Source organism: Allobosea sp. NPDC003192 (genome assembly GCF_050275675.1).
Taxonomy (GTDB): domain Bacteria; phylum Pseudomonadota; class Alphaproteobacteria; order Rhizobiales; family Beijerinckiaceae; genus Allobosea.
In genome coordinates, this window is record NZ_JBNNPK010000010.1 from 150323 (window position 1) to 170805 (window position 20483).

Annotated in this window: 20 protein-coding genes; 8 read left to right on the forward strand and 12 right to left on the reverse strand. The window is 66.8% G+C overall.

What is annotated here, in order from left to right; translation table 11 throughout:
• Nucleotides 1–86: 86 nt before the first annotated feature.
• Nucleotides 87–1016: a LysR family transcriptional regulator gene (locus ACQKLX_RS15665; RefSeq protein WP_427362489.1), complete on the forward strand. Its 930-nt coding sequence runs from the start codon at nucleotides 87–89 to the stop codon at nucleotides 1014–1016.
• Between the two features lie 21 nt (nucleotides 1017–1037).
• Here ACQKLX_RS15665 and ACQKLX_RS15670 read toward each other — a convergent pair whose 3' ends face one another.
• Nucleotides 1038–1976: a methyltransferase gene (locus ACQKLX_RS15670; protein WP_427362490.1), complete on the reverse strand. Its 939-nt coding sequence runs from the start codon at nucleotides 1974–1976 to the stop codon at nucleotides 1038–1040.
• A 60-nt stretch (nucleotides 1977–2036) separates the two neighbouring features.
• Here ACQKLX_RS15670 and ACQKLX_RS15675 point away from each other — a divergent pair, with 60 nt between their 5' ends.
• Both ACQKLX_RS15675 and ACQKLX_RS15680 read left to right on the forward strand, forming a co-directional pair.
• Nucleotides 2037–3092, forward strand: coding sequence for a ligase-associated DNA damage response exonuclease (locus ACQKLX_RS15675; RefSeq protein WP_427362491.1), 1056 nt, complete (start codon nucleotides 2037–2039; stop codon nucleotides 3090–3092).
• Nucleotides 3089–4726 carry a cisplatin damage response ATP-dependent DNA ligase gene (locus tag ACQKLX_RS15680; RefSeq protein WP_427362492.1) on the forward strand — a complete coding sequence of 546 codons (1638 nt, stop codon included), beginning with the start codon at nucleotides 3089–3091 and terminating at the stop codon, nucleotides 4724–4726. Before ACQKLX_RS15675 ends, ACQKLX_RS15680 begins: the two co-directional genes overlap by 4 nt.
• A 1-nt stretch (nucleotide 4727) precedes the next feature.
• Here ACQKLX_RS15680 and ACQKLX_RS15685 read toward each other — a convergent pair whose 3' ends face one another.
• The 5 genes from ACQKLX_RS15685 to ACQKLX_RS15705 all read right to left on the reverse strand — a co-directional run bounded on the left by ACQKLX_RS15685 (nucleotide 4728) and on the right by ACQKLX_RS15705 (nucleotide 8267).
• Entirely contained in the window at nucleotides 4728–5111 is a 384-nt protein-coding gene (locus tag ACQKLX_RS15685) for a hypothetical protein (RefSeq protein ID WP_427362493.1), read from the reverse strand.
• 73 nt (nucleotides 5112–5184) lie between these two features.
• Nucleotides 5185–5526 carry a hypothetical protein gene (locus tag ACQKLX_RS15690; protein WP_427362494.1) on the reverse strand — a complete coding sequence of 114 codons (342 nt, stop codon included), beginning with the start codon at nucleotides 5524–5526 and terminating at the stop codon, nucleotides 5185–5187.
• Entirely contained in the window at nucleotides 5523–5834 is a 312-nt protein-coding gene (locus ACQKLX_RS15695) for a hypothetical protein (RefSeq protein WP_427362495.1), read from the reverse strand. Before ACQKLX_RS15695 ends, ACQKLX_RS15690 begins: the two co-directional genes overlap by 4 nt.
• A 176-nt stretch (nucleotides 5835–6010) precedes the next feature.
• Nucleotides 6011–7996: a sodium:solute symporter family protein gene (locus ACQKLX_RS15700; protein WP_427362496.1), complete on the reverse strand. Its 1986-nt coding sequence runs from the start codon at nucleotides 7994–7996 to the stop codon at nucleotides 6011–6013.
• Between the two features lie 13 nt (nucleotides 7997–8009).
• Nucleotides 8010–8267: a DUF4212 domain-containing protein gene (locus tag ACQKLX_RS15705; RefSeq protein ID WP_092154960.1), complete on the reverse strand. Its 258-nt coding sequence runs from the start codon at nucleotides 8265–8267 to the stop codon at nucleotides 8010–8012.
• 295 nt (nucleotides 8268–8562) lie between these two features.
• Between ACQKLX_RS15705 and ACQKLX_RS15710 the strand changes: the two genes are divergently transcribed.
• Together ACQKLX_RS15710 and ACQKLX_RS15715 are read left to right on the forward strand one after the other, a co-directional pair.
• Nucleotides 8563–9243: a response regulator gene (locus ACQKLX_RS15710; protein WP_427362497.1), complete on the forward strand. Its 681-nt coding sequence runs from the start codon at nucleotides 8563–8565 to the stop codon at nucleotides 9241–9243.
• An 84-nt stretch (nucleotides 9244–9327) separates the two neighbouring features.
• Entirely contained in the window at nucleotides 9328–9600 is a 273-nt protein-coding gene (locus tag ACQKLX_RS15715; RefSeq protein ID WP_100961135.1) for a DUF6460 domain-containing protein, read from the forward strand.
• A 3-nt stretch (nucleotides 9601–9603) separates the two neighbouring features.
• On the opposite strand, the gene ACQKLX_RS15720 is transcribed toward ACQKLX_RS15715, so the two are convergent.
• Nucleotides 9604–10692 carry a quinone-dependent dihydroorotate dehydrogenase gene (locus tag ACQKLX_RS15720; protein WP_427362498.1) on the reverse strand — a complete coding sequence of 363 codons (1089 nt, stop codon included), beginning with the start codon at nucleotides 10690–10692 and terminating at the stop codon, nucleotides 9604–9606.
• Nucleotides 10689–11030 (reverse strand): DUF952 domain-containing protein, encoded by a 342-nt coding sequence (locus tag ACQKLX_RS15725; RefSeq protein ID WP_427362499.1) that lies wholly within the window; start codon nucleotides 11028–11030, stop codon nucleotides 10689–10691. Before ACQKLX_RS15725 ends, ACQKLX_RS15720 begins: the two co-directional genes overlap by 4 nt.
• A 238-nt stretch (nucleotides 11031–11268) precedes the next feature.
• Here ACQKLX_RS15725 and ACQKLX_RS15730 point away from each other — a divergent pair, with 238 nt between their 5' ends.
• On the forward strand, nucleotides 11269–11895 hold the full coding sequence (locus tag ACQKLX_RS15730) for a S24 family peptidase (RefSeq protein ID WP_427362500.1): 627 nt from the start codon (nucleotides 11269–11271) through the stop codon (nucleotides 11893–11895).
• A gap of 15 nt (nucleotides 11896–11910) precedes the next feature.
• On the opposite strand, the gene ACQKLX_RS15735 is transcribed toward ACQKLX_RS15730, so the two are convergent.
• The 4 genes from ACQKLX_RS15735 to ACQKLX_RS15750 all read right to left on the reverse strand — a co-directional run bounded on the left by ACQKLX_RS15735 (nucleotide 11911) and on the right by ACQKLX_RS15750 (nucleotide 18434).
• Nucleotides 11911–13365 (reverse strand): sensor histidine kinase, encoded by a 1455-nt coding sequence (locus ACQKLX_RS15735; RefSeq protein WP_427362501.1) that lies wholly within the window; start codon nucleotides 13363–13365, stop codon nucleotides 11911–11913.
• 11 nt (nucleotides 13366–13376) lie between these two features.
• Complete coding sequence (locus ACQKLX_RS15740; protein ID WP_427362502.1) at nucleotides 13377–14822, reverse strand: dihydrolipoyl dehydrogenase family protein; 1446 nt, start codon at nucleotides 14820–14822, stop codon at nucleotides 13377–13379.
• A gap of 123 nt (nucleotides 14823–14945) precedes the next feature.
• Nucleotides 14946–17297 (reverse strand): putative bifunctional diguanylate cyclase/phosphodiesterase, encoded by a 2352-nt coding sequence (locus ACQKLX_RS15745; RefSeq protein ID WP_427362503.1) that lies wholly within the window; start codon nucleotides 17295–17297, stop codon nucleotides 14946–14948.
• Nucleotides 17298–17471: 174 nt separating this feature from the next.
• Complete coding sequence (locus ACQKLX_RS15750; RefSeq protein ID WP_427362504.1) at nucleotides 17472–18434, reverse strand: enoyl-CoA hydratase-related protein; 963 nt, start codon at nucleotides 18432–18434, stop codon at nucleotides 17472–17474.
• 507 nt (nucleotides 18435–18941) lie between these two features.
• Here ACQKLX_RS15750 and ACQKLX_RS15755 point away from each other — a divergent pair.
• A complete protein-coding gene (locus tag ACQKLX_RS15755) occupies nucleotides 18942–19106 on the forward strand; it encodes a hypothetical protein (protein ID WP_427362505.1) in 165 nt (54 codons plus the stop codon).
• A gap of 52 nt (nucleotides 19107–19158) precedes the next feature.
• Nucleotides 19159–20448, forward strand: a complete 1290-nt coding sequence (gene murA / locus ACQKLX_RS15760; protein WP_427362506.1) for a UDP-N-acetylglucosamine 1-carboxyvinyltransferase — start codon at nucleotides 19159–19161, stop codon at nucleotides 20446–20448.
• Nucleotides 20449–20483: the final 35 nt, after the last annotated feature.

Genomic DNA, 20483 nt, shown 5'->3' on the forward strand with positions numbered 1-20483 from the left:
GGCGGGACTAGTGAGGCGATAGAGCAATTTGCAGCGCTAGCGTCGATCCGTTATGAGGTGATAGATATCATAACCAATGGCTATGCATGGATATCGCCGCCGCCCTGAGAGCCTTCGTGCGCACTGTCGAGCGCGGCTCGGTCACGGCAGCGGCGCGTGACCTCTGTGTATCGCAGCCGGCTGTCACTAAGCATCTGCGCAATCTCGAGCGGCATGTCGGCGCGCGCCTGCTCGAGCGCTCTTCCCGCATGGTCCGGCCGACCGTGCAGGGCAAGGCGCTTTACGAGGCCAGCCGGAGCGCGCTTTCTACCATCGACGCGGCGCTGGAGGGCGTTCGCCATGAGATGGGCACGATCGAAGGGCCGCTGCGCGTGCACGCGCCGTCCTGCATCGGCGCGAGGCACCTCCATCCGATCGCGCTCGCCTTTCAGGCGCGCTATTCCACGGTCACCATCGATCTTGTCCTGGAGAACCGTACGATCGACCTGGTCCATGAGGGGTTCGACCTCGCGCTCAGATATGGCCGCCCGGACGGGCAGGAACTGATCGTCCGGCGCCTCGGCCTGGTGCGTCGCATCCTGGTCGCGGCGCCGCGTTTCCTTGAGCGCTCGGGGCCGGTCGAGACGCCCGCACGCCTCTCCGAGATCGACATTGTGACCACGCCGACGCTGCTCTCGCCGCGCGACGTGCTGTTGTTGCGTCGCGGAAACGAGAGCGTCGACGTGCCTGTGCGGCCAATCATGCGCACGAACGCTGCCGAGACGATCGTCGCGACCTTGCTGTCGGGCCACGCCGCCGGACCGGTACAGCAGCTTCTCGTCGCGGATGAGCTCGCTTCAGGTCGGCTCGTCCGCATCCTGCCGGATTACGAGGTCAAGCCGACCGAGGCCTTCTGGGTCTTCCCGTCGGTGCGCTTCATGCGTCCGGTCGTACGCGCCTTTACCGATTTCGCCATCCCGGCCCTGCGCGCTGTCGAGGGGGTCGATGCCGGTGACATGCGTTCGGAGGCTGCCTGAGGGCCTGCCGGACTTTGCGGGTCAGTAACGCTTGGCGATGATCAGCAATCCCGGCACCGGCTGACCGCGATCGATCCGGGTGCTCTGCGATTCGACGAGCGCCGGCTTCAGTCCGGCCTCGACGAGCGCCTCTCTGACCCAACTCTCGGCATGCGCGAAGCGCCGGTCCTGGCCGACTGTGATGCCTTCGCCCTCATGGCTCTGCACGGTGAAGGCGACGAGGCCGCCCGCTTTGAGCACTCGCGCGCTTTGGTGGAAGCTTGGCACGAGGTCGCCGAGATAGACGAAGACGTCGGCGGCGATGACGAGGTCGGCCGAGACATCGGGCCGGCTCGCCAGGAAGGCGGTGAGGCCCGCGGTCGCGAGCTTGTCGTAGAGCGGGCTGCCATCTTCGCGCGTCTTGGCCTGCGCCTTGGCGATCATGCGCGGCGAGAGATCGCAGCCGGCGAGAAACTCGATCTCGGCGCGGATCGCTTCGCCCATCAGCCCGGTGCCGCAACCGAGGTCATAGGCCGTTTCGAAATGGAAGGGCCGGCCGGCCTGTTGGCAGTGGCGGGCGAGAGCGTCCTTCAGCAGTGCCGGCGCCTGGTATTGCAAGGTGCCGACGAGATGGCTGTCGAAGCGCTCGGCATAGCCGTCGAACAGCGCGCCTGAAAAATTCTCCGACGTCGCCTGCTCGGCCGCGAGCGCGCCGATACGGGCGAGGTCGAGCTTGGCGCCGACATGGTCGTTCGGGTCGAGATCGAGGCATTGCCGCCAGGCGGTCGCAGCCTCCTCATTGTGCCCGAGCGCTTCCTGCGCCAGCCCATAGAGATGCCAGGCGGCGGTGAAACCGTAGTTCTCGGCGAGCGTTTGATCGAGGATGTCGATCGCCGCCTGCGGATCGCCATCCTTCAATGCCGCCTCGGCCCAGGCATAGCGACGGTCGAGACGCTCGTCCCCGGAACTGGCGGAGTACACGCTGCTGCCCTTTTCGATCATGCTGCGGGTTTAGCGAAGGTGCATGACACTGGCCAGACGATGAAGCCTTCCGATCTCCTGACGCCGACCCCGGCCGGGCTCTATTGCCCGCCGGCCGACATCTACATCGATCCGGTTCGCCCGGTGGCACGGGCGCTGATCACCCATGGCCATTCCGACCATGCCCGCGCCGGCCATGGCGCCGTGCTGGCAACCCGGGAGACACTGGCGATCATGGCTCTGCGTTATGGCGAGGCCTTCACCGGCTCGCAGCAGGTAGCGCCGCCCGGTGAAACCGTCCGCATCGGCGCGGTCGATTTTTGCTTCGTCCCGGCCGGCCATGTCCTCGGCTCCGCCCAGATCGTGGTCGAGCACAAGGACCTGCGCATCGTCGTCTCCGGCGACTACAAGCGCGAGCGCGACCCGACCTGCGCGCCCTTCGAGCCTGTCACCTGCGATGTCTTTATCACCGAGGCGACCTTCGGCCTGCCGGTCTTCCGCCATCCGCCGGCCCATGCCGAGACCGCCAAATTGCTCGATTCCGTCCGGCTCTTTCCCGACCGCACGCATATCGTCGGCGCCTATTCGCTAGGGAAGGCGCAGCGATTGATGGCGCTGATCCGCAAGGCCGGTTACGAGCGGCCGATCTACATCCATGGCGCGGTCGAGAAGATCACCGAGCTCTACCAGGCAGAGGGCATCCCGCTCGGCGAGATCCGCAAGATCGAGCCGGGCGAGCGCAAGGCCGAGGAACGCAAGGCATTTGCCGGCGAGATCGTCATCTGCCCGCCGAGCGCGATCCAGGACCTGTGGTCGCGCCGCTTTCCCGATCCGGTCACCGCCTTCGCCTCTGGCTGGATGCGGGTCAGGGCGCGGGCGCGCCAGAAGGGCGTCGAACTGCCGCTGATCATCTCCGACCATGCCGATTGGGACGATCTCCAGGCGACGATCCGCGAGGTCCAGGCGAACGAGATCTGGATCACCCATGGCGAGGCCGAGGCGCTGGCGCATTGGTGCGGCACCGTCGGCCTGAAAGGCATGCCGCTCCACCTCGTCGGCTATGGCGACGAAGGCGAGGCCGAGCCCGACGCCAAGCCGGCTGAGGCAGTCCTATGAACCGCTTCGCCTGGCTGCTCGACCGCCTCGCCTATGAGCCGCGCCGCAACGGCAAGCTCGCGCTGATCGCCGACTATCTGCGCACCACGCCCGATCCCGACCGTGGCTATGCGCTGGCGGCGATGACCGGCGGGCTGGTCTTCCAGAACGCCAAGCCCGGCCTGATCCGCGCGCTGATCGCCGAGCGCGTCGATCCGGTGCTGTTCGCGCTCTCCTACGATTATGTCGGCGATCTCTCCGAGACGGTCGCCCTGATGTGGCCGGCCAGGCATGGCGCCAACGATGTGCCGCATCTGCCCGATGTCGTCGCCGGCCTGCAAAAGTCCGGCAAGACCGAGATGCCGCGCCTGATCGCCTCCTGGCTCGATGCGCTCGACGAGACCGGGCGCTGGGCGCTGCTCAAGCTGATCACCGGGGCCCTGCGCATCGGCGTCTCCGCCCGCCTCGCCAAGACGGCGACCGCGAGCCTTGGCGGCATTCCGGCCGACGAGGTTGAGCAGGTCTGGCATGGGCTGGAGCCTCCTTACACCGCGCTCTTCGCCTGGCTGGAGGGCAGGGCGCCGCGGCCGGAGGCGACCGATCCGGCACCGTTCCGCCCGGTCATGCTCTCGCATGCGATCGAGGACGGCGATTTCGACAAGCTCGATGCCAGCGAATTCGCCGCCGAATGGAAATGGGACGGCATCCGCGTCCAGGCCGTCGCCGGCACGCGCGCTGATGGCAGCCGCGTGGTCCGGCTCTACTCCCGCACCGGCGAGGAGATCGGTGGCGCCTTTCCTGATCTGACCGAGGCACTGACGCAGGATGGTGCGATCGACGGCGAATTGCTGGTGATGCGCGACGGCGTTGTCCAGAGCTTCAACACGCTGCAGCAGCGGCTCAACCGCAAGCAGGTCACGGCCAGGATGCTGGCCGAATTCCCCGCCCATATCCGCGCTTACGACCTCCTGGCCGAAGCCGACGACGATCTGCGCGCCCATCCCTACACCGAGCGGCGTACCAGGCTGGAAGCGTTCCTCGGCCGGCTCGACAGCGCCCGCTTCGATCTCTCGCCGCGCATTACCTTCGCGAACTGGGAGGAGTTGACGGAAGCCCGCGCCGACCCGGCTTCTGCCGGGGCAGGCGCCGATGCCGAGGCGGTCGAAGGCTGCATGATCAAGCGGCTCGATTCGCCCTATCTGCCCGGCCGTCCGAAGGGCTATTGGTATAAGTGGAAGCGCGATGCCCGGCTGGTCGACTGCGTGCTGATGTATGCCCAGCGCGGCCACGGCAAGCGCTCCTCCTTCTATTCCGACTACACTTTCGGGGTCTGGCGGGTCGGGGAGGCGGGCGCGGACGAGCTGGTGCCGGTCGGCAAGGCCTATTTCGGCTTCACCGACGAGGAACTGCTCGAGATCGACCGATATGTCCGCAAGAATACACTGAACCGCTTCGGGCCGGTGCGCGAGGTGATCCACACGCTCTCAAGCGGTCTCGTCTTCGAAGTGGCGTTCGAGGGGCTGCAGCGCTCGACGCGGCATAAATCCGGCATTGCCATGCGCTTTCCCCGGATCAACCGCATCCGCTGGGACAAGCCGCCGGGCGAGGCAGACCGGATCGAGACGCTGGAGGCGCTGCTGCCGGCGGGGCCGTGACTCAGAAGCGGCTTGCGGTCGCCAGGAAGGCGCCGGCCAGCATCACCGCCGCCGCGAGCGCGTGATAGGCGGCAAAGCGCAGGAAAGTGGCGCGGCGGACCTCCCCGAGAAGCTGCTGGGCCAGCGCCTCCGGCGGGCGTTCGCTATCGTCCAGCATCAGCCAGAGCTCGGTGCGCTTGAACGGTCGGCTCCGGGCCCGCTGGGCCATCATCAACAGCACGCAGGCGACGAGCAGAGCCGAATAGCCGCCGGCCTTGAGGGTGGTCGCGACGCTGCTCGACAGACCGACCATCAGGCAAAGCGTCGCCAGCCCGGAGAAACCGCAGGCCCGCGCGGTCGAGATCTCGGCACAAAGCCGCAGCCGGCGTATCAGGTCGGGCGGCATGGCGCTCTTCCGCATTGCAGCATAGGTCCAGATTGGACCAGTGCCGCGCCGCTTCGAAATCACCCTTTCGTGACTATCCGGCCATGCCGAAGAAGACCGGAGCAGCAAGCACGAGCAAACCGGCGAGCCAGATGCCGAGCGAGGTGCCGCTGCTGGTGCCCGGATGCCTGGCGCGCTCATAGAGCGCTGCCGGGACCCCCGCCACGATCAGGCAGGCCACCGAGACGAGCAGCGAGGTGAAGTAGAACAGCAGCAGCGGCGAGGAGATGAAGAACGCCGGTGCCACCAGGAACTTCACCAGCACGAAGGCCGGATCGAAGAAAGGAGAGAAATGCATGCCCGACAGGAGGGAGGCGCCGGCGATGCCGATCAGCAGCCCGTCCTGGCGAATGAGCTTTTCGCGATCGTCCGTCATGAGGCCACTCCGGTGACCGTCGGCAGGAGGCCGAGCGATCGGATCAGGAAATAGAAGGCGATCCGCGCCAGCAGCAGCCAGACGACGGCGAAGATGTTGACCAGCGGTGCCGGCACGATGGCCGGCGTGATCACGCGGACGGCGTCGAGGATGGGATCGGTGACCTGACGAAACACGGTCCAGATCACCTTGTCGCTGTCGGGCGGAAAGAACAGCGACAGGATGTAGCGGCCGATCAGCGTGTAGATCATCGCCGCCAGAAGGATATTCGGGAGATGGAACAGCCAGAAGCCGGCTTCCTGGGCCACGCGCGATACTCCGGGGCAGGTCGATGCGATGAGAGCGGGATGCCGCCTCTCACACAGAGTTAGAGCAGGATGCGAGGAACCGTTGCCATTTTTCGCATCCCGCTCTGGCGATGTGGACAAGAAGGGGGCGGGACAAGGTCCCGCCCCCTCGCGAGCGATGAGCGATCAGACCGCGATCAGCTGGTCTTCTCTTCCATGATCGTGCCGCCGCGCGGGCGCCGGCAGTTGTCGACGAAGTCCTGCAACTCCTGCGACGGCGCAGCGGTCAGGCGCGACACCGCGAACATCACGATGAACCCGACCGGCAGTCCGAAGATCGCCGACGAGATGTTGTTCATGTTGAACCAGCCGACCTTCGAGGCAAGCGGGTGCGTGCCCGCCACCCAGGTCTCCATGCCGTTCGGCGCGGCCAGCGCCTTGGCGACATCGACGAGCGGCGCGCCGGTGACGGGGTTGAGCAGCGAGCTCATCCCGAAATAGGCGGCGCCATGACCCGGGAAGTAGCGGGTGACGACGAGGTAGAACAGGCAGATGCCGAAGCCGGCGATGATGCCGGCGATCGCGCCGGCACGGTTGGTCCGCTTGTCCCAGATGCCCAGCACCAGCGCCGGGAAAAGCCCCGCGGCGGCCAGTGAGAATGCCCAGGAGACCATCGCCAGGATGTCGGCCGGCCGCTTGGAGGCCGTCCAGGCTGCGGCGACCGCCACCACAACGAGCAGGACGCGAGAGACGATGAGCCGGCGTGCCGTCGGCGCGTTCTTGTCGATCATCTTGTAGTAGATGTCGTGCGAGAGCGCGTTGGCGATGGCGAGCAGGAGCCCGTCGGCCGTCGAAAGAGCGGCGGCGAGGCCACCGGCGGCGACGAGTCCGGCGATGACATAGGGCAGGCCGGCGATCTCCGGCGTGGACAGCACCACCACGTCGGTGTTGATGCCGAAATCCTGGAGGCGCAGCACGCCGGCGTGGCCGGGCAGGGCCTGACAAGCGGCGGTGATGGTGGCGACGCTGTCGGCGGCCTTGCCGCAGATCGTCACCAGGCCGAGCTTGCCATAGGTGAACACCCAGGCAGGCATGTCGGCGACGTTCTTGCCGATCAGGGTCGAATAGACCTCGAGCTTCGAGAACGCCGCATAGGCCGGCGCCGTGAAATAGAGCAGGAAGATGAACAGCAGCGACCAGGCCACCGACATGCGCGCATCGCGCACCGACGGCGTGGTGAAGTAGCGCATCAGCACATGCGGCAGCGAGGCGGTGCCGACCATCAGGCAGAGGATCAGCGCGAAGTAGTTGGCCGGGGAATAGCTGTTGAACGGCGTGGTATGCGCCTTGGCCGCCATGACGGCTTCGGTCGCCAGGCCCTTGGCGACGAAGCTCTGCTCCAGCGCTGTGATCTCGGCGATGGCCGAGCCATAGGTTAGCTGCGGGATCGGCAGGCCGAACTTCTTCGCCGAGAGGATCACCACCGGCACGAGATAGGCGACGATCAGCACGATGTACTGCGCGACCTGTGTCCAGGTGACGGCGCGCATGCCACCGAGCATCGAGCAGACCAGGATGCCGAGCAGGCCGACATAGACCGCGACGACGAAGTCCATGCCGAGGAAGCGCTGGGCGATCAGGCCGGTCGCGAAGATCTGCGCCACCACATAGGTGAAGGAGCAGGCGAGCAGGACCATGACGCCGAGCATGCGGGCGGTGTTGCCGCCATAGCGCGCGGCCAGGAAGTCGGGGACGGTATAGGCGCCGAACTTGCGTAGGAATGGCGCGACCAGCACGGCGACGAGCACATAGCCGCCGGTCCAGCCGAGCACGAAGGCGAGCCCGTCATAGCCGAGCAGGAAGAGCGAGCCCGCCATGCCGACGAACGAGGCGCCCGACATCCAGTCGGCGCCGGTCGCCATGCCGTTGTAGAAGGCGGGGACCTTGCGGCCCGCGACATAATATTCGGACACTTGGACGGTCCGCGAGACGATGCCGATGAAGGCATAGACCAGGACCGTGAAGCCGACGAACATGTAGCCGAGGATCTGGTTGGGGACGCCGGCCCTCTCCAGGATCGCGACCAGAATGATGAAGGCGGCAAAGCCGCCGGTGTAGATGCCGTAGATGCGGCCGAGGTTCGAGGTGAAGTCCCCACTTCGGGATGTTGCTTGCGCTGTCATGACCGGTTTCCCCTCACTCGTCTTCGGCGAAGCCGGATTCGCGGTCGATCTTGTCCTGGGCTTTGGCGAACCAGAACAGCATCGCGACGAATACGATCAGGGAGCCTTGGGCTGCCATGTAGTATCCGAACGGAAATCCAAATATTTTTATTGTATTCAACTGATTGACGAACATATGGATCACGAAGCCGAAGAAGAACCAGATACTCATCATCGTGATCATGAGGCGGCTGGTTTTATCCCAGTGCTTGCTCTCGTCGGGTGAATTCATGAAAAATCTCCCTCCATGGCTATTTTTTGTTATATTATATTATAGCGACTGCCGGATTTTGTCGCGAATCGCGCCCGCTGCCCCAGCTGCCCACTCCTAGGTTAATGCAGTGCACTGGCCGAAAGAATGCCGACTTAAGGCGTAGGACTATAGAAGCCGCCGATAGCTTGCCGGCAGTTGACGTATGCGATCCCGCCGGAGGACCGCGTTGAATATCGGCCGCCGAAGGTGGTTGTGCTTGAGATCACGCACATGCGAGGTCAAACTGACCGCAAGGATGCGAGGAACGCCTGCAATGAGTCGCCAGCCGTCGACCCGGATCGTGATCGCCGACGATCATCCGCTCTTTCGCGGCGCTTTGCGCCAGGCGGTCTCGCATGGGCTGGCAGGTTCGGAGATCAGCGAGGTCGGTTCGCTCGAGGCGCTCGGCCAGGCCCTCGCCGAAGCTTCGGACATCGACCTCATCCTGCTCGATCTCTCCATGCCGGGCGTGCAGGGCTTTTCCGGCCTGCTCTTCCTGCGCGCCTCCTATCCCGAGATCCCGGTCATCGTCGTCTCGGCCAATGACGATCCGGCCGTGATCCGCCGCTGCATCGAGTTCGGTGCGCTCGGCTTCCTGCCCAAGACCGCCGAGGTCGCGCAGATGGGCGAGGCGATCCAGGCGGTGCTTGATGGCGGCGTCTGGACCCCGCCCGGTGTCGATCTCTCCGCCCCGGTCGATCATGAGACCGCCGACATGGTCCGTCGCCTGGCGACTCTGACGCCGCAGCAGGTGCGCGTGCTGATGATGCTGTCGGAGGGGCTGCTCAACAAGCAGATCGCCTATGAGCTCGGCGTCTCCGAGGCGACGGTCAAGGCGCATGTCTCGGCGATCCTGACCAAGCTCAACGTCGACAGCCGCACCCAGGCCGTGATCGCCGCCGCCAAGATCGCGGGCGCCGGCTGGGCGGCGCAGGGTGCTTCGGCGACGAGCTGAGCGCACGGCGGTTGACGACGGCGTTCAGGCCCGGTTCAAGCAGGGTCTGATTTGTCTCTCGCGGTCGATCCGAAGGGGATTTCCATGGCCAATGGCGGTGGCACCGAGCGTTTCCTGGGCGGTTCCGTCCTCAGCGTCCTCGTGCGCCTGTTCTTCATCTCGCTGCTGGTCGGCGCGGCCATGGCCTTTCTCGGCCTGTCGCCGCGCGGCCTCTTCGACTCGGCGCTGCGCTTCGTCCGCTCGCTCACCGACATGGGCTTCGACGCGGTCCGCGAGGTCGGCGGCTGGGCGCTCGCCGGCGCATTGGTCGTCGTGCCCCTCTGGCTGATCAGCCGGCTGTTCGCCTCGAAGCGGTAGGTTTTACAAGGTCTCCCCGCGCGCGATCGCCTCGGCATCGCGCCCGACCAGCGCGTCGAGCCGCGGCAGGCCGGCCTTGCGCACCTGCATGTCGAGCCCGCGCTTGACCTCGCCGACCAGCCCCGGCCCCTTGAACACCATCGCCGAATAGAACTGCACCAGGCTCGCCCCCGCCCGGATCTTGGCGAAGGCTGTCTCGGCGGAGTGAATGCCGCCGACGCCGATCAGCGGGAACTGGCGTTCCACGCGCAGGAACGTCTCGGCGAGGATGCGGGTCGAGGCCACGAAGAGCGGCTTGCCCGAGAGGCCACCGGTCTCGGCTTTGCTGGCGCTGCGCAGGCTATCAGGCCGGGCGATCGTCGTGTTCGAGACGATCATGCCGTCGATCTTGCGGCGGCGGGCGACCGCGACCATGCCGTCGAGCTCGGGCATCGAAAGGTCGGGTGCGATCTTGATCAGCACCGGCGTCGGCTTGCCCCCGGCGGCGGCTTCGTCGCGGGCGGCGAGGGTACGTGCGATCAGGTCGTCGAGCGCGCTCTCTGCCTGCAGGTCGCGCAGGCCCGGCGTGTTCGGCGAGGAGACGTTGACGGTCAGGAAATCGGCAAGCGGTGCGAGTCTGCCCGCCAGCACCGCATAATCGGCGCTGCGATCGGCCGAATCCTTGTTGGCGCCGAGATTGACGCCGACGAGGCCGCCTTTCTTGCGGCGCGCGGCCAGCCGCGCCGCGACCGCCTCCATGCCCTCGCTGTTGAGGCCGTAGCGGTTGATCACCGCCTCGTCCTCCGGCAGGCGGAAGACGCGCGGGCGCGGATTGCCCGGCTGCGGCAGCGGCGTCACCCCGCCGACCTCGACGAAGCCGAAGCCCAGCCCGAGCGCGCCGTCGACCGCCTCGCCATGCTTGTCGAAGCCCGCGGCGAGACCGACCGGGTTGGCAAAGCGCAGGCCGAAGGCCTCGACCGCGAGCGACGGCGGATCGGCTGCCGGCCGCAGCGGCGGTGCGGCCGCCAGCGCCGCGATCGTCAGCCGGTGCGCCTGCTCGGCGTCGAGCTTGTGGATCAGCGGCCGCGCCAGGCCGAACAGCGCTCCGATCACGCGACATCCTCCGGGAAGACATGGCCGGCTTCGCCCAGCGACAGCGGCGCGATCCAGCGCGCCTGCCTGGGGTCGAGCGTGGCGTAGAGATGCGGGAACAGCGCCCCGCCGCGCGAGGGCTCGTAGCGCAGGGCCTCGCCGAACCTGGCGTCGTCGAAGGCGATCAGCAGCAGATCGTCCTGGCCGGCGAAATGCCGGGCTGCTGTCTCGCGGACCTGCGAACCGGTCGAGAAATGGATGAAGCCGTCGGCGAGGTCGACCGGTGCTCCCCGGAAGAGGCCTGCGGCCTCGGCTTCGCGCCAGAGCGCTTCGGGACAGATCTTGTAGACGAGCGGCATGCCGCCGGACATATCGCCTGACGGCCGCCGGCAAAAGGGGAAAGCGTGTCGCGCCGAGTTGCGGTCCCGATTTTTTCGGTTGGCCGTCATTCCGTCCGTCCCGGGTTTCCTCACGATCATGGGACGCCGCAATGTGTCGACACAGAAAGCAGATTGAATTCTTATTGAATAGGGGATATTTCCTATTCTATCCCCGCTATGCGCCGCGTCGGCACCATCAGATCGAGGCCTCACCGCGATGCTGTCCCATGATCAGATCTGGAGCGCGATAGACACGCTCGCCCAGCGTTATGGCCTGACGCCGTCCGGCCTCGCCCGCAGGGCCGGGCTCGACGCCACCACTTTCAACCGCTCGAAGCGCATCGGCGCCGACGGGCGCGAGCGCTGGCCCTCGACCGAATCGATCGCCAAGATCCTCTCCGCCACCGGCGCCTCCTTCGACGAGTTCATGAACGTCATCCGGCGCGGCGCGCCACCTGCCCATACGATTCCGTTGATCGGCTTCGCCCAGGCGGGCTCGGGCGGCTTCTTCGACGATGGCGGCTTCCCGCTCGGCTCCGGCTGGGACGAGGTCGCCTTTCCGGGCCTGCAGGATGAGAAGGCCTATGCGCTCGAGATTGCCGGCGATTCGATGCTGCCGCTCTATCGCGACGGCGACACCATCATCGTCTCGCCCGGCGCTGCGATCCGCCGTGGCGACCGTGTCGTGGTCAAGACCGTCGATGGCGAGGTGCTGGCCAAGCAACTCCGGCGCCAGACCGCCAAGACGCTCGAACTCGCCTCGCTCAACCCCGAGCACCCTGACCGGGTACTGGCTCTCGCCGAGATCGCCTTCATGGCGCGGGTGATCTGGGCCAGCCAGTAACGGAGGACTGTGGGGTCAGGCAGCAGCCCGCTGCACCGGTAGCGACACCGTGAACACCGCGCCGACCTCGGACGGCTCGAGCGCGATGATCCCGCCATGCAGCCGCACCAGCTCGGCGGCGATGGCGAGGCCGAGCCCGGTTCCGCCGGGATTGACCGAGCCGCGGAAGGCCTGGAACAGGTTTTCGCGCGCCCGCGGCGGCACGCCCGGCCCATTGTCGGCAATACGCAGGATGATCTCCTCATGGCGCCGGCCGGCGCTGATCCTGAGAATCGGCGCCCGTCCGCCGGTTTCAGCGATGCTGTCGAGTGCCTGAATCGCATTGCGCATCAGGTTGGAGAGCACGCGCGCCATCTGGTCGGGGTCGCAAGGCGCAATCACCTCGGCCGGCACCTCGTTGGCGAAGCCGATCGTGCCGTTCTCGCCAAGGCCGAGCAGCTCGGCCTGTTCGGCGACGAGCTGGCGCAGCGCCACGTCGCGCAGAGCCGGCGTCGCCTCCATCGCCCGGCCATAGGCGAGCGTCGCCTGGCAGAAATCGATGGCGCGCCCCAGCGTCGCGATTAGTCGCGGGGCGAAGCGACGGATCTTCACATCGCGCGTCTCGGTCAGCCGGTCGGACATCAGCTGCGCCGCGGCCAGCATGTTGCGCAGGTCGTGATTGATCTTGCTGACCGCGAGGCCGAGTTCGGCGAGGTGCTTTTTGGCCCTGAGGTCGTCGGCCAGCGTCGCCTGCATGCGCGCCAGCGCCCGTTGCGCCTCGCCGATCTCGTCGGCGCGCTCGGTCGGTTCGATGATCCGGCGCGGATTCTCCGGATCGTGCTCGAATTCCATGACATTGGCGGCGAGGTGCCGGATCGGCTGCACGATCAGCCAGTTCAGCGAGAGATAGACCAGCCCGGCCGTCAGGATCGAGATGATCAAGGTGACCAGCGTCAGGTTGACCGAGAATTTCAGCATGGCGTGGCGCAGCGGCCGCTCGTCGATGACGATCTCGACGAAATCGGCGGCGCCGACAGCCTGTCCGACCACCCGGATCGGCATCTCATGCGAGGGGCTGACCAGCGTCGCCACCGATTCGACGATCGACTGCACCCAACTCTGGTCGCGCAGGTCGACGGTCTTGGCGACCTCGTGCGGCATCGAATCGAGGCTGAGCAGCCGGCGCGCGCCGCCGACGCGCGCGGCGATGGCGGAGGCGCCGACGCCGGCGAGCAGCCGTTCCTCGCTGCCTTCCGGCAAGCCTTCGGCCGGTGAGCCTTCGAGCACGAGCACGGCGATCTGTGCCGCCGCAAGCCGATCGTTCAGCCAGTTGCGCCGGAAGTTCGCGACCGAGGGCAGGTAGATCAGTACCTCGGCCAGCATCACGAACAGGATGGTGAGCACGAGCAGCTTGGCCGACAGGCCGAGCTGGGTCGGCCCGCGCGCGACGCTGATCGACAGGGTATTGGGATCGAACCGTCTCACTGACATCGAGAGCCAGTCTATCCGAAACGGCGCAGGAAGCCGATCAGACGGCGAATACCTGGCTTTGCCGCGAGCGGCGCCTGGAAGGAGAGGGCTGTTTTCTGCGACAGCTCCGACAGGCTCTGCGACGGCACGATCAGCCCGGCCATCTCCCTGACGTTCATCCGCTTCTGGATGGCGAGCCCCCACGGCACGATCAGTTCGGCCGCCCGCGCCCCGGCGATGACGACGCCGAGAATGCCGCCCTTGCGGTCTGCTACCAGCTTGATCAGCCCTTCCGTTTGCTGCTCGGCCTGGGCGCGCCCGCTCTCGGCAAAGGGAAAGCGCAGCACCCGGATCTCACCTCGCGCCCGTGCCTGCGTCTCGCTCAGGCCGACGCTCGCCAGTTCCGGCCGGCCGTGGACAGTGCGTGGCACGAGCTCGCGCCTCAAACGGACGGGCTGGCGGAAGAGGGCGTTGCGGAGCACGAGCCCGGCCTCATGCTGGGCGGCATGGCTGGACGCCATTCCAGCGGCCGCGCCGCCGGCGCAATCGCCGACGGCATAGATGCAGCGGTTGGCTGTGCGCAGCGAGGCATCGACGATGATGCCGGTCTCGTCGCTTCGCACCCCGGCGAGATCGAGTTCGAGGCCAGCGATGTTCGGCTTGCGCCCATTCGCGACCAGGAGATGCGTGCCGTCGATCCGGACATCGCCATCGAGCAGGAGGCGCGGTCGCTGCCGGTGCAATTCGGCGCGCAGGATCGGCCGGCTTTCGTGCAAGGCGATGCCGTCGGCCAGCAAGCCGCGCCGGACCACCCCGACCGCTTCCGGATCCTCGTCGGGCAGCAGGCCTTCGCGCGCGACCAGCACGACCTCGCTGCCGAACCCGCGCATCGCCTGCGCCAGCTCGACGGCCGCCGCCGTGCCGCCGAGCACGATCAGCCGGTCCGGCCGCTTCGCGAGGTCGAAGACGCTGTCCTCGGTCAGGCATCCCAGGTCGGCAAGGCCGGGGATCGATGGCATGGCTGGCAGCGAACCGGTTGCGACGACGAAGCGCCGGGCCTTGATCACCGTCTCACCGACGGCAAGCTGGCGCCGGTTCTGGAAGCGCGCATCGCCCTTGAGCACGAGGACGCCGAGGGCCGTGAGGCGCTCATCGGACTCGTTCACGGCCGCTCGGCCCGCGGCCTGGTCGAGATGGACCCGGACGCGCCCGTAATCGATCTCGCCCGCCGACTGCGCGATACCAAGGAGCGTAGCGTCGGCGGCCGTTCGCATCTGCCCGGCCGCGGCACGCAGGGCTTGGCCGCGTGCTCCCTCGTTGACGGGTCGTGCGCTCCCGCCCTGCCGGATCAGCACGACGTGTACGCCGAACAGGGCGGCGGCCGTCGCGACCGCGAGTCCGCCTGGCCCGTCGCCGATGACGCAGATATCCGGCGTCAGTGGCTCCTTGCTGGTTGCTGGGCTGGCGGTTTCGCTCACGCCGCGTCTCCCGGTCGCTATCTCGCTCGTGCAGATGCGGTGCCGTTGCGGCAGAATCAAGTTCGACGTGGTGATCGCAGGATGGAAGCGGTCGATTCCGGTAAGACGGTTGTGGAGCGCGCCTCAGGCGATCTTGCGCGGCTCGTCGCCCTTGCTGAACGCCGACACCGGCTGCGGCCGGCCGAACAGGTAGCCCTGGGCGCGCTGGGCGCCGAGCAATTGCACCGCCATGCGTTGCGCCTCGGTCTCGATGCCCTCGACGACAACGTTCATCGACAGGCGCCGGGCGAGCTGGCAGACCGCTTCGATCACCGCCTTGGAGGCTTCGTCGCTGTTGACGTCGCGGCTGAAGCTCTGGTCGATCTTCACCTGCGAGAACGGGTAGGTCGAGAGATAGGCGAGGGAGGAGTAGCCCGTCCCGAAATCGTCGAGCGCGAACTTGACCCCGATCGCGCGCAATTCGTTGATGACCTCGAGCGTCGTCTTGTTGTCTTCGATCAGCAGCGATTCCGTCACTTCGAGCGTCAGGCGGCCCGGTGCGAGATGGGCGAGGAGCAGCGCGTTCTTGACGGTCTCGACGATGCGGCCCGGCTCGCGGAACTGCAGCGGCGAGATATTGACGGAGACGCCGATGCCATCGGGCCATTTCGCCGCGTCGCGGCAGGCTTGGCGGATCGCCCAGTCGCCCATGCCGGCGATCAGGCCGGACTGCTCGGCGATCGGGATGAACACGCCGGGCGGTACCATGCCGCGGCTCGGATGCCGCCAGCGCATCAGCGCCTCGCGCGTCACGATCTCCTGCGTGCGCAGGTCGATGATCGGCTGATAGTACAGCTCGAGCGCGCCCTCGGCGGTGGCCTGGCGCAGATCGACCTCGATCTCGTGGCGCTCGAGCATCTCCTCGGCCATGGCCGGGTCGAAGAAGGTCGCGGTGTTGCGGCCGGCGGCCTTGGCCTTGTAGAGCGCAGTGTCGGCATGGCGCAGCAGGTCGGCGGGCGTCGTCCCGTCGGTGGGGGCAAGGGCGATGCCGATGCTGGCGGTGACGTAGACGGTCTTGGTCTCGAGCTCGAAGGCGCGGTCCATCGCCTCGATCATGCGTTGCGCGATCATCCGGACCGTCGCGACATCGGTCGCGGGCAGGATCAGCACGAATTCGTCGCCGCCGAAGCGCGCCAGCAGATCGTTGTGGCGGATCGCGCTCTTCAGCCGCGCCGCCGTCTGGATCAGCACCCGGTCGCCGATGTCGTGGCCGAGATTGTCGTTGACCTGCTTGAAGCCGTCGAGATCGATATAGAGCAGGGCAAATGTCTCGCCGGTCCGCTCCTGCCGGCGGAAAGCATCGGCGAGCTGCGTGTTGAACTCGAAGCGGTTGGCGAGGCCGGTCAATTCGTCGAAGCGCGCCATCTGCTCGATGCGTGCCTCGGTCGCCTTCCGCTCGGTCGCATCCTCGGTCAGCATCAGCACGCCGCCCTCGGCCGCGGGCGCGATGGTGACGACCAGCATCCGCCCGTTGCGCGACTGCAATTCGTAGATGGCGGCCTGCTGCGTAGCCTGCACGCCGTCGAGCGCCGCCTTGATGTCGCGGACCTGCTCGGGGTTCATCACCTGCCGCTCGACCAGGAAACGCGCGATCGCGCTGATCGGCGTGCCGGGCAAGGCGAGTGTCTCCGGAATGCCGTAGAGCGCGGCGTGCGGCGCGTTCGAGACCGCGAGGTCGAGCTTGCGGTCGAACATCGCCAGCCCGTGGATCATCGTGTTGAGTGCGGCGTCGAGTGTCAGGTTCTGCGAGCGCAGCGCGGTCGCCAGCGCCTTGGACTGCTTGGTCGCGTCGCTCAGTGCCAGCAGGTTGCGGTGCAGCGAGTTGGTGATCGCGATGTTGGCGACGACATAGAGGAACGCGAAATAGCCGATATACTGGTAGTAAGGGTTATGCGCCTGGATCAGGCCCACCGCCATTGGCACGCAGAAGGTCAGCAACTGCACCGCGACGAATTTCGGCCGCCCGGCATTGCGCGCGACATAGCCGGAGGCGAGCGCGATTGTCGACGACACTGAAGTGATGTGGGCGGCGGCATCGTCCGTCCAGGCCAGCGCCGCATAGCAGCTGAAGCCGAGCACCGCGCTGAACACGGTCGCGCCGAAGAAGTATTCCCTGTCCCAGCGCTCGGTCTGACCGAGCGTGTCCTCGGAATGGTCGAGCCTGCGATAGCGGACCACCGTGATGATCCGCATGACGACGACCAGCGCGACGCAGAGCGTCAGCGCCATGAACAGCTCGGCCCTGGTCGCCACCCAGCACAGGAAAGGCGTCAGGATACCGGCGATGCCGCCGGGGATGATCGAGCCCGGCGACGAGAACAGTGAGGAGACCAGCAGGCGATAGTCGGCAAGGTCGACCGCGCTCCGGCCGTCATGGCCGGCCGGCTGCTCCGCGATCGCTCTGTCGGCGCTGGCGCTATGCAACCGGTTCGCCACTCCCGCCATCCACTCCTGCCTTTTGACGGTCACTGGAGAGGCGGGTGAACAGGCCCATCCTTTGCCGCATCATCTAACGGCTTTAAGAGGGAAAGGTAAAAGTTTCATGAGGGTTACGCGGCGGAGTCGCGCGATCGACGCGAACGCCGACTAGCCGGGTTTTCCGTTGCCCGCTCAGGCGGCGCCGGCGGGGGCGAACGCATCCTCGGGGCCGCGCTGGTAGACGCGCGCCAGCATGCGGTCCTGTGTCTGGGCGATGCGCTGCAGCTTGGAGATCGCGCTCGGGTGCAGGCGCAGCATGCAGTCGGTCCAGAGCTGGCCGAGATATTCGAGCTCTTCGCGCAGGTTGCCGGCGCGGCGGTTGAAGGCCGAGAACAGGGCGGTGCGGGCCGCATGGATCGGCAGCGAGTCGGCGGCGTATTTGCGGATCCAGTCCTCGCCGGTGCCGGTCGGCACCACCGCTTCCAGTCCGCCTGCAGCCAGGAACTCGGTCGCGCTCATCTCCTCGCCGGACTGCAGCATGTGCTCGGCCGCGCGCGGGCCCATCCGGCGCGACAGGAGGCCGACGGCGGTGATCGGGAAATGGTTGAACTTGATCTCCGGGTAGACGAACGAGGCCTGCTCCTCGGCGATCATGATGTTGCATGAGCGTGGCGCATCGATGCCGCCACCGATCGCCTTGGCATGGATCGTCGAGAGGGTGACGGCCATGCCGTTGAGACCGCTGGCGTTGCGCAGGGCGTCTTCGACCGAAAGCCGGGCATATTCGGCGAGAGCAGGACGATCGTTCTTGGCGAGGCAGTCGAGATAGAAGTCGAGGTCGCCGCCGAGGGTGAAGAACGGACCGGTGCCGCGGAAGGCGAGGAAGCGCACGGGCGCGGCGTGATACTGTTCCGGCGCGCCCCAAAGATCGATGATCGCCTGCTGCACTTTGCCGAGGCTCTCGAGCAGCTGCAGCGTGAAGACCGGCTTCAGCTCCGGCTTGATGGTGACCCAGAGCAGGCGCAGCTCCTGCTCATAGGCGAGCTGGACCTCCGGCAGGAAGCCGGCCCGCTGGCGAATGGCCTCGATCACCTCTCCATCGACGAGCTCGGCAGCGGCCTGGCCGTCCGCCGTCGGTGCATAGCTCTGAAACATCGTCCCGTCTCCGCCTCGTATCGCACCCCTCGACGCCGCCGAGGGTAGAGAAAGTTAACAACCTGTAAACGCAAACTGTCCGAAATGGTTAATTTCGTTAAGTTTTGTTCGTTAAGGCGAAGCTTGGTTCCCTGCCTGAAACCGCATCTCTCGGTTGTCTTGCTGGCGCTGCTATCGCTGTCGTCGATGCACGCAATGGGCGTGCCAGCATATCACTCGTCGGTCAGGGTTGCCGAGATAGTAAAAATTTTACCAATCGCAGCAGCGCTTTGCGGGTTGTCTGGGGACGTCCGGCGGCGATGGGCCGATCCGCTGGGCGGCGAGGGCTCTGGTCGGCCTGAAGCAAGGCTGTACCATCGGGAGAACGGTCACGCCGCAGTTGTGCCGCAATCGGTCGTGCAAGGAACGACGTGCCGCAGGCTGGCCTTGTCCCGGCGTGGTCGAGCGGCTAACCATGAACCAACGCCCGCTACCGCAAGGTTGCGGACATCACGACGAGCTGACGCCTTGAGCCGCCAGACCGAAGCCGAGGATGAGAGAAGGGCGCGCCTCGCCGCCGCCCTCCGCGAGAATCTGAAGCGCCGCAAGGCGCAGGCAAGAGCCAGGCGTGCCTCGGAAACGACGGCCGAGGACATGCTGCCGCCCACCCAGGCCGACTCCCCCCGGTCCTGATCCCACCCTTTCCGGCCGGCCTCGCTGCCGGTCATCCTGCAGGACGAGCCCGATGGACCGTATCCGCATCACCGGCGGCCAGCGCCTCAATGGCGTGATCCCGATCTCCGGCGCGAAGAATGCGGCTCTGCCGCTGATGATCGCCAGCCTTCTCACCGACGAGACGCTGACGCTGACCAATGTGCCGCGGCTCTCCGACGTCAGCGCGCTCTCGCGCATCCTCTCCAATCATGGCGTCGACCGCTCGGTCGCCGGCAAGCGCATCGGCCAGAGCGCCGAGACCGGCCAGACGGTGGCGCTGACCGCGCGCCAGATCGTCGACACCTGCGCGCCCTACGAGCTGGTCTCGACCATGCGGGCGAGTTTCTGGGTGATCGCGCCGATCCTGGCCCGGATGGGCGAGGCCAAGGTTTCGCTGCCCGGCGGCTGCGCCATCGGCACCCGCCCGGTCGATCTCCTGCTGATGGCGCTGGAGCGCCTCGGCGCCACCATCACCATCGAGGGCGGCTATGCGTTGGCTCGCGCTCCGAAGGGGCTCAAGGGCGCCGAGATCGTCTTCCCGAAGGTCACGGTCGGTGGCACTCATACCGCGCTGATGGCTGCTGTCCTCGCCGACGGCACCACGGTGATCGAGAATGCTGCGCGCGAGCCCGAGGTGGTCGATCTCGCCGCCTGCCTCGAGAAGATGGGCGCCAAGATCGAGGGCGCCGGCACCTCCACCATCACCGTCCGCGGCGTCTCGCGCCTCGGCGGGGCGCACCATGCCGTGCTGCCGGACCGGATCGAGACCGGCACCTATGCGATGGCAGTGGCGATGACCGGCGGCGACGTCCTGCTCGAAGGCGCGCGTGCCGACCTGCTGCAGGCGGCGCTCGATGTGCTGGGTCAGGCCGGCGTCGACGTCTCCGAGACCAATGAAGGCGTTCGCGTCCGCCGCAACGGCGCCGCGCTGGAACCGGTCGACGTCACCACCGATCCGTTCCCGGGCTTCCCGACCGATCTCCAGGCCCAGCTCATGGCGCTGATGACCATCGCCAAGGGCACTTCGCGCATCCGCGAGACCATTTTCGAGAACCGTTTCATGCATGTGCAGGAGCTGGCCCGGCTCGGCGCCAAGATCCGGCTCGACGGCGACGCGGCCTATGTCGATGGCGTCGAGAAACTCACCGGCGCGCCGGTGATGGCGACCGATCTGCGCGCTTCGGTCTCGCTGGTCATCGGCGGGCTCGTCGCCGAGGGCGAGACGATGATCAACCGCGTCTACCATCTCGACCGCGGTTTCGAGGCGCTGGAGGCCAAGCTCAGCCGTTGCGGCGCCCAGGTCGAACGCATCAGCGGTTGACGCAAGGCACGGCCCCCGCCAGATAGGGCCGAGAG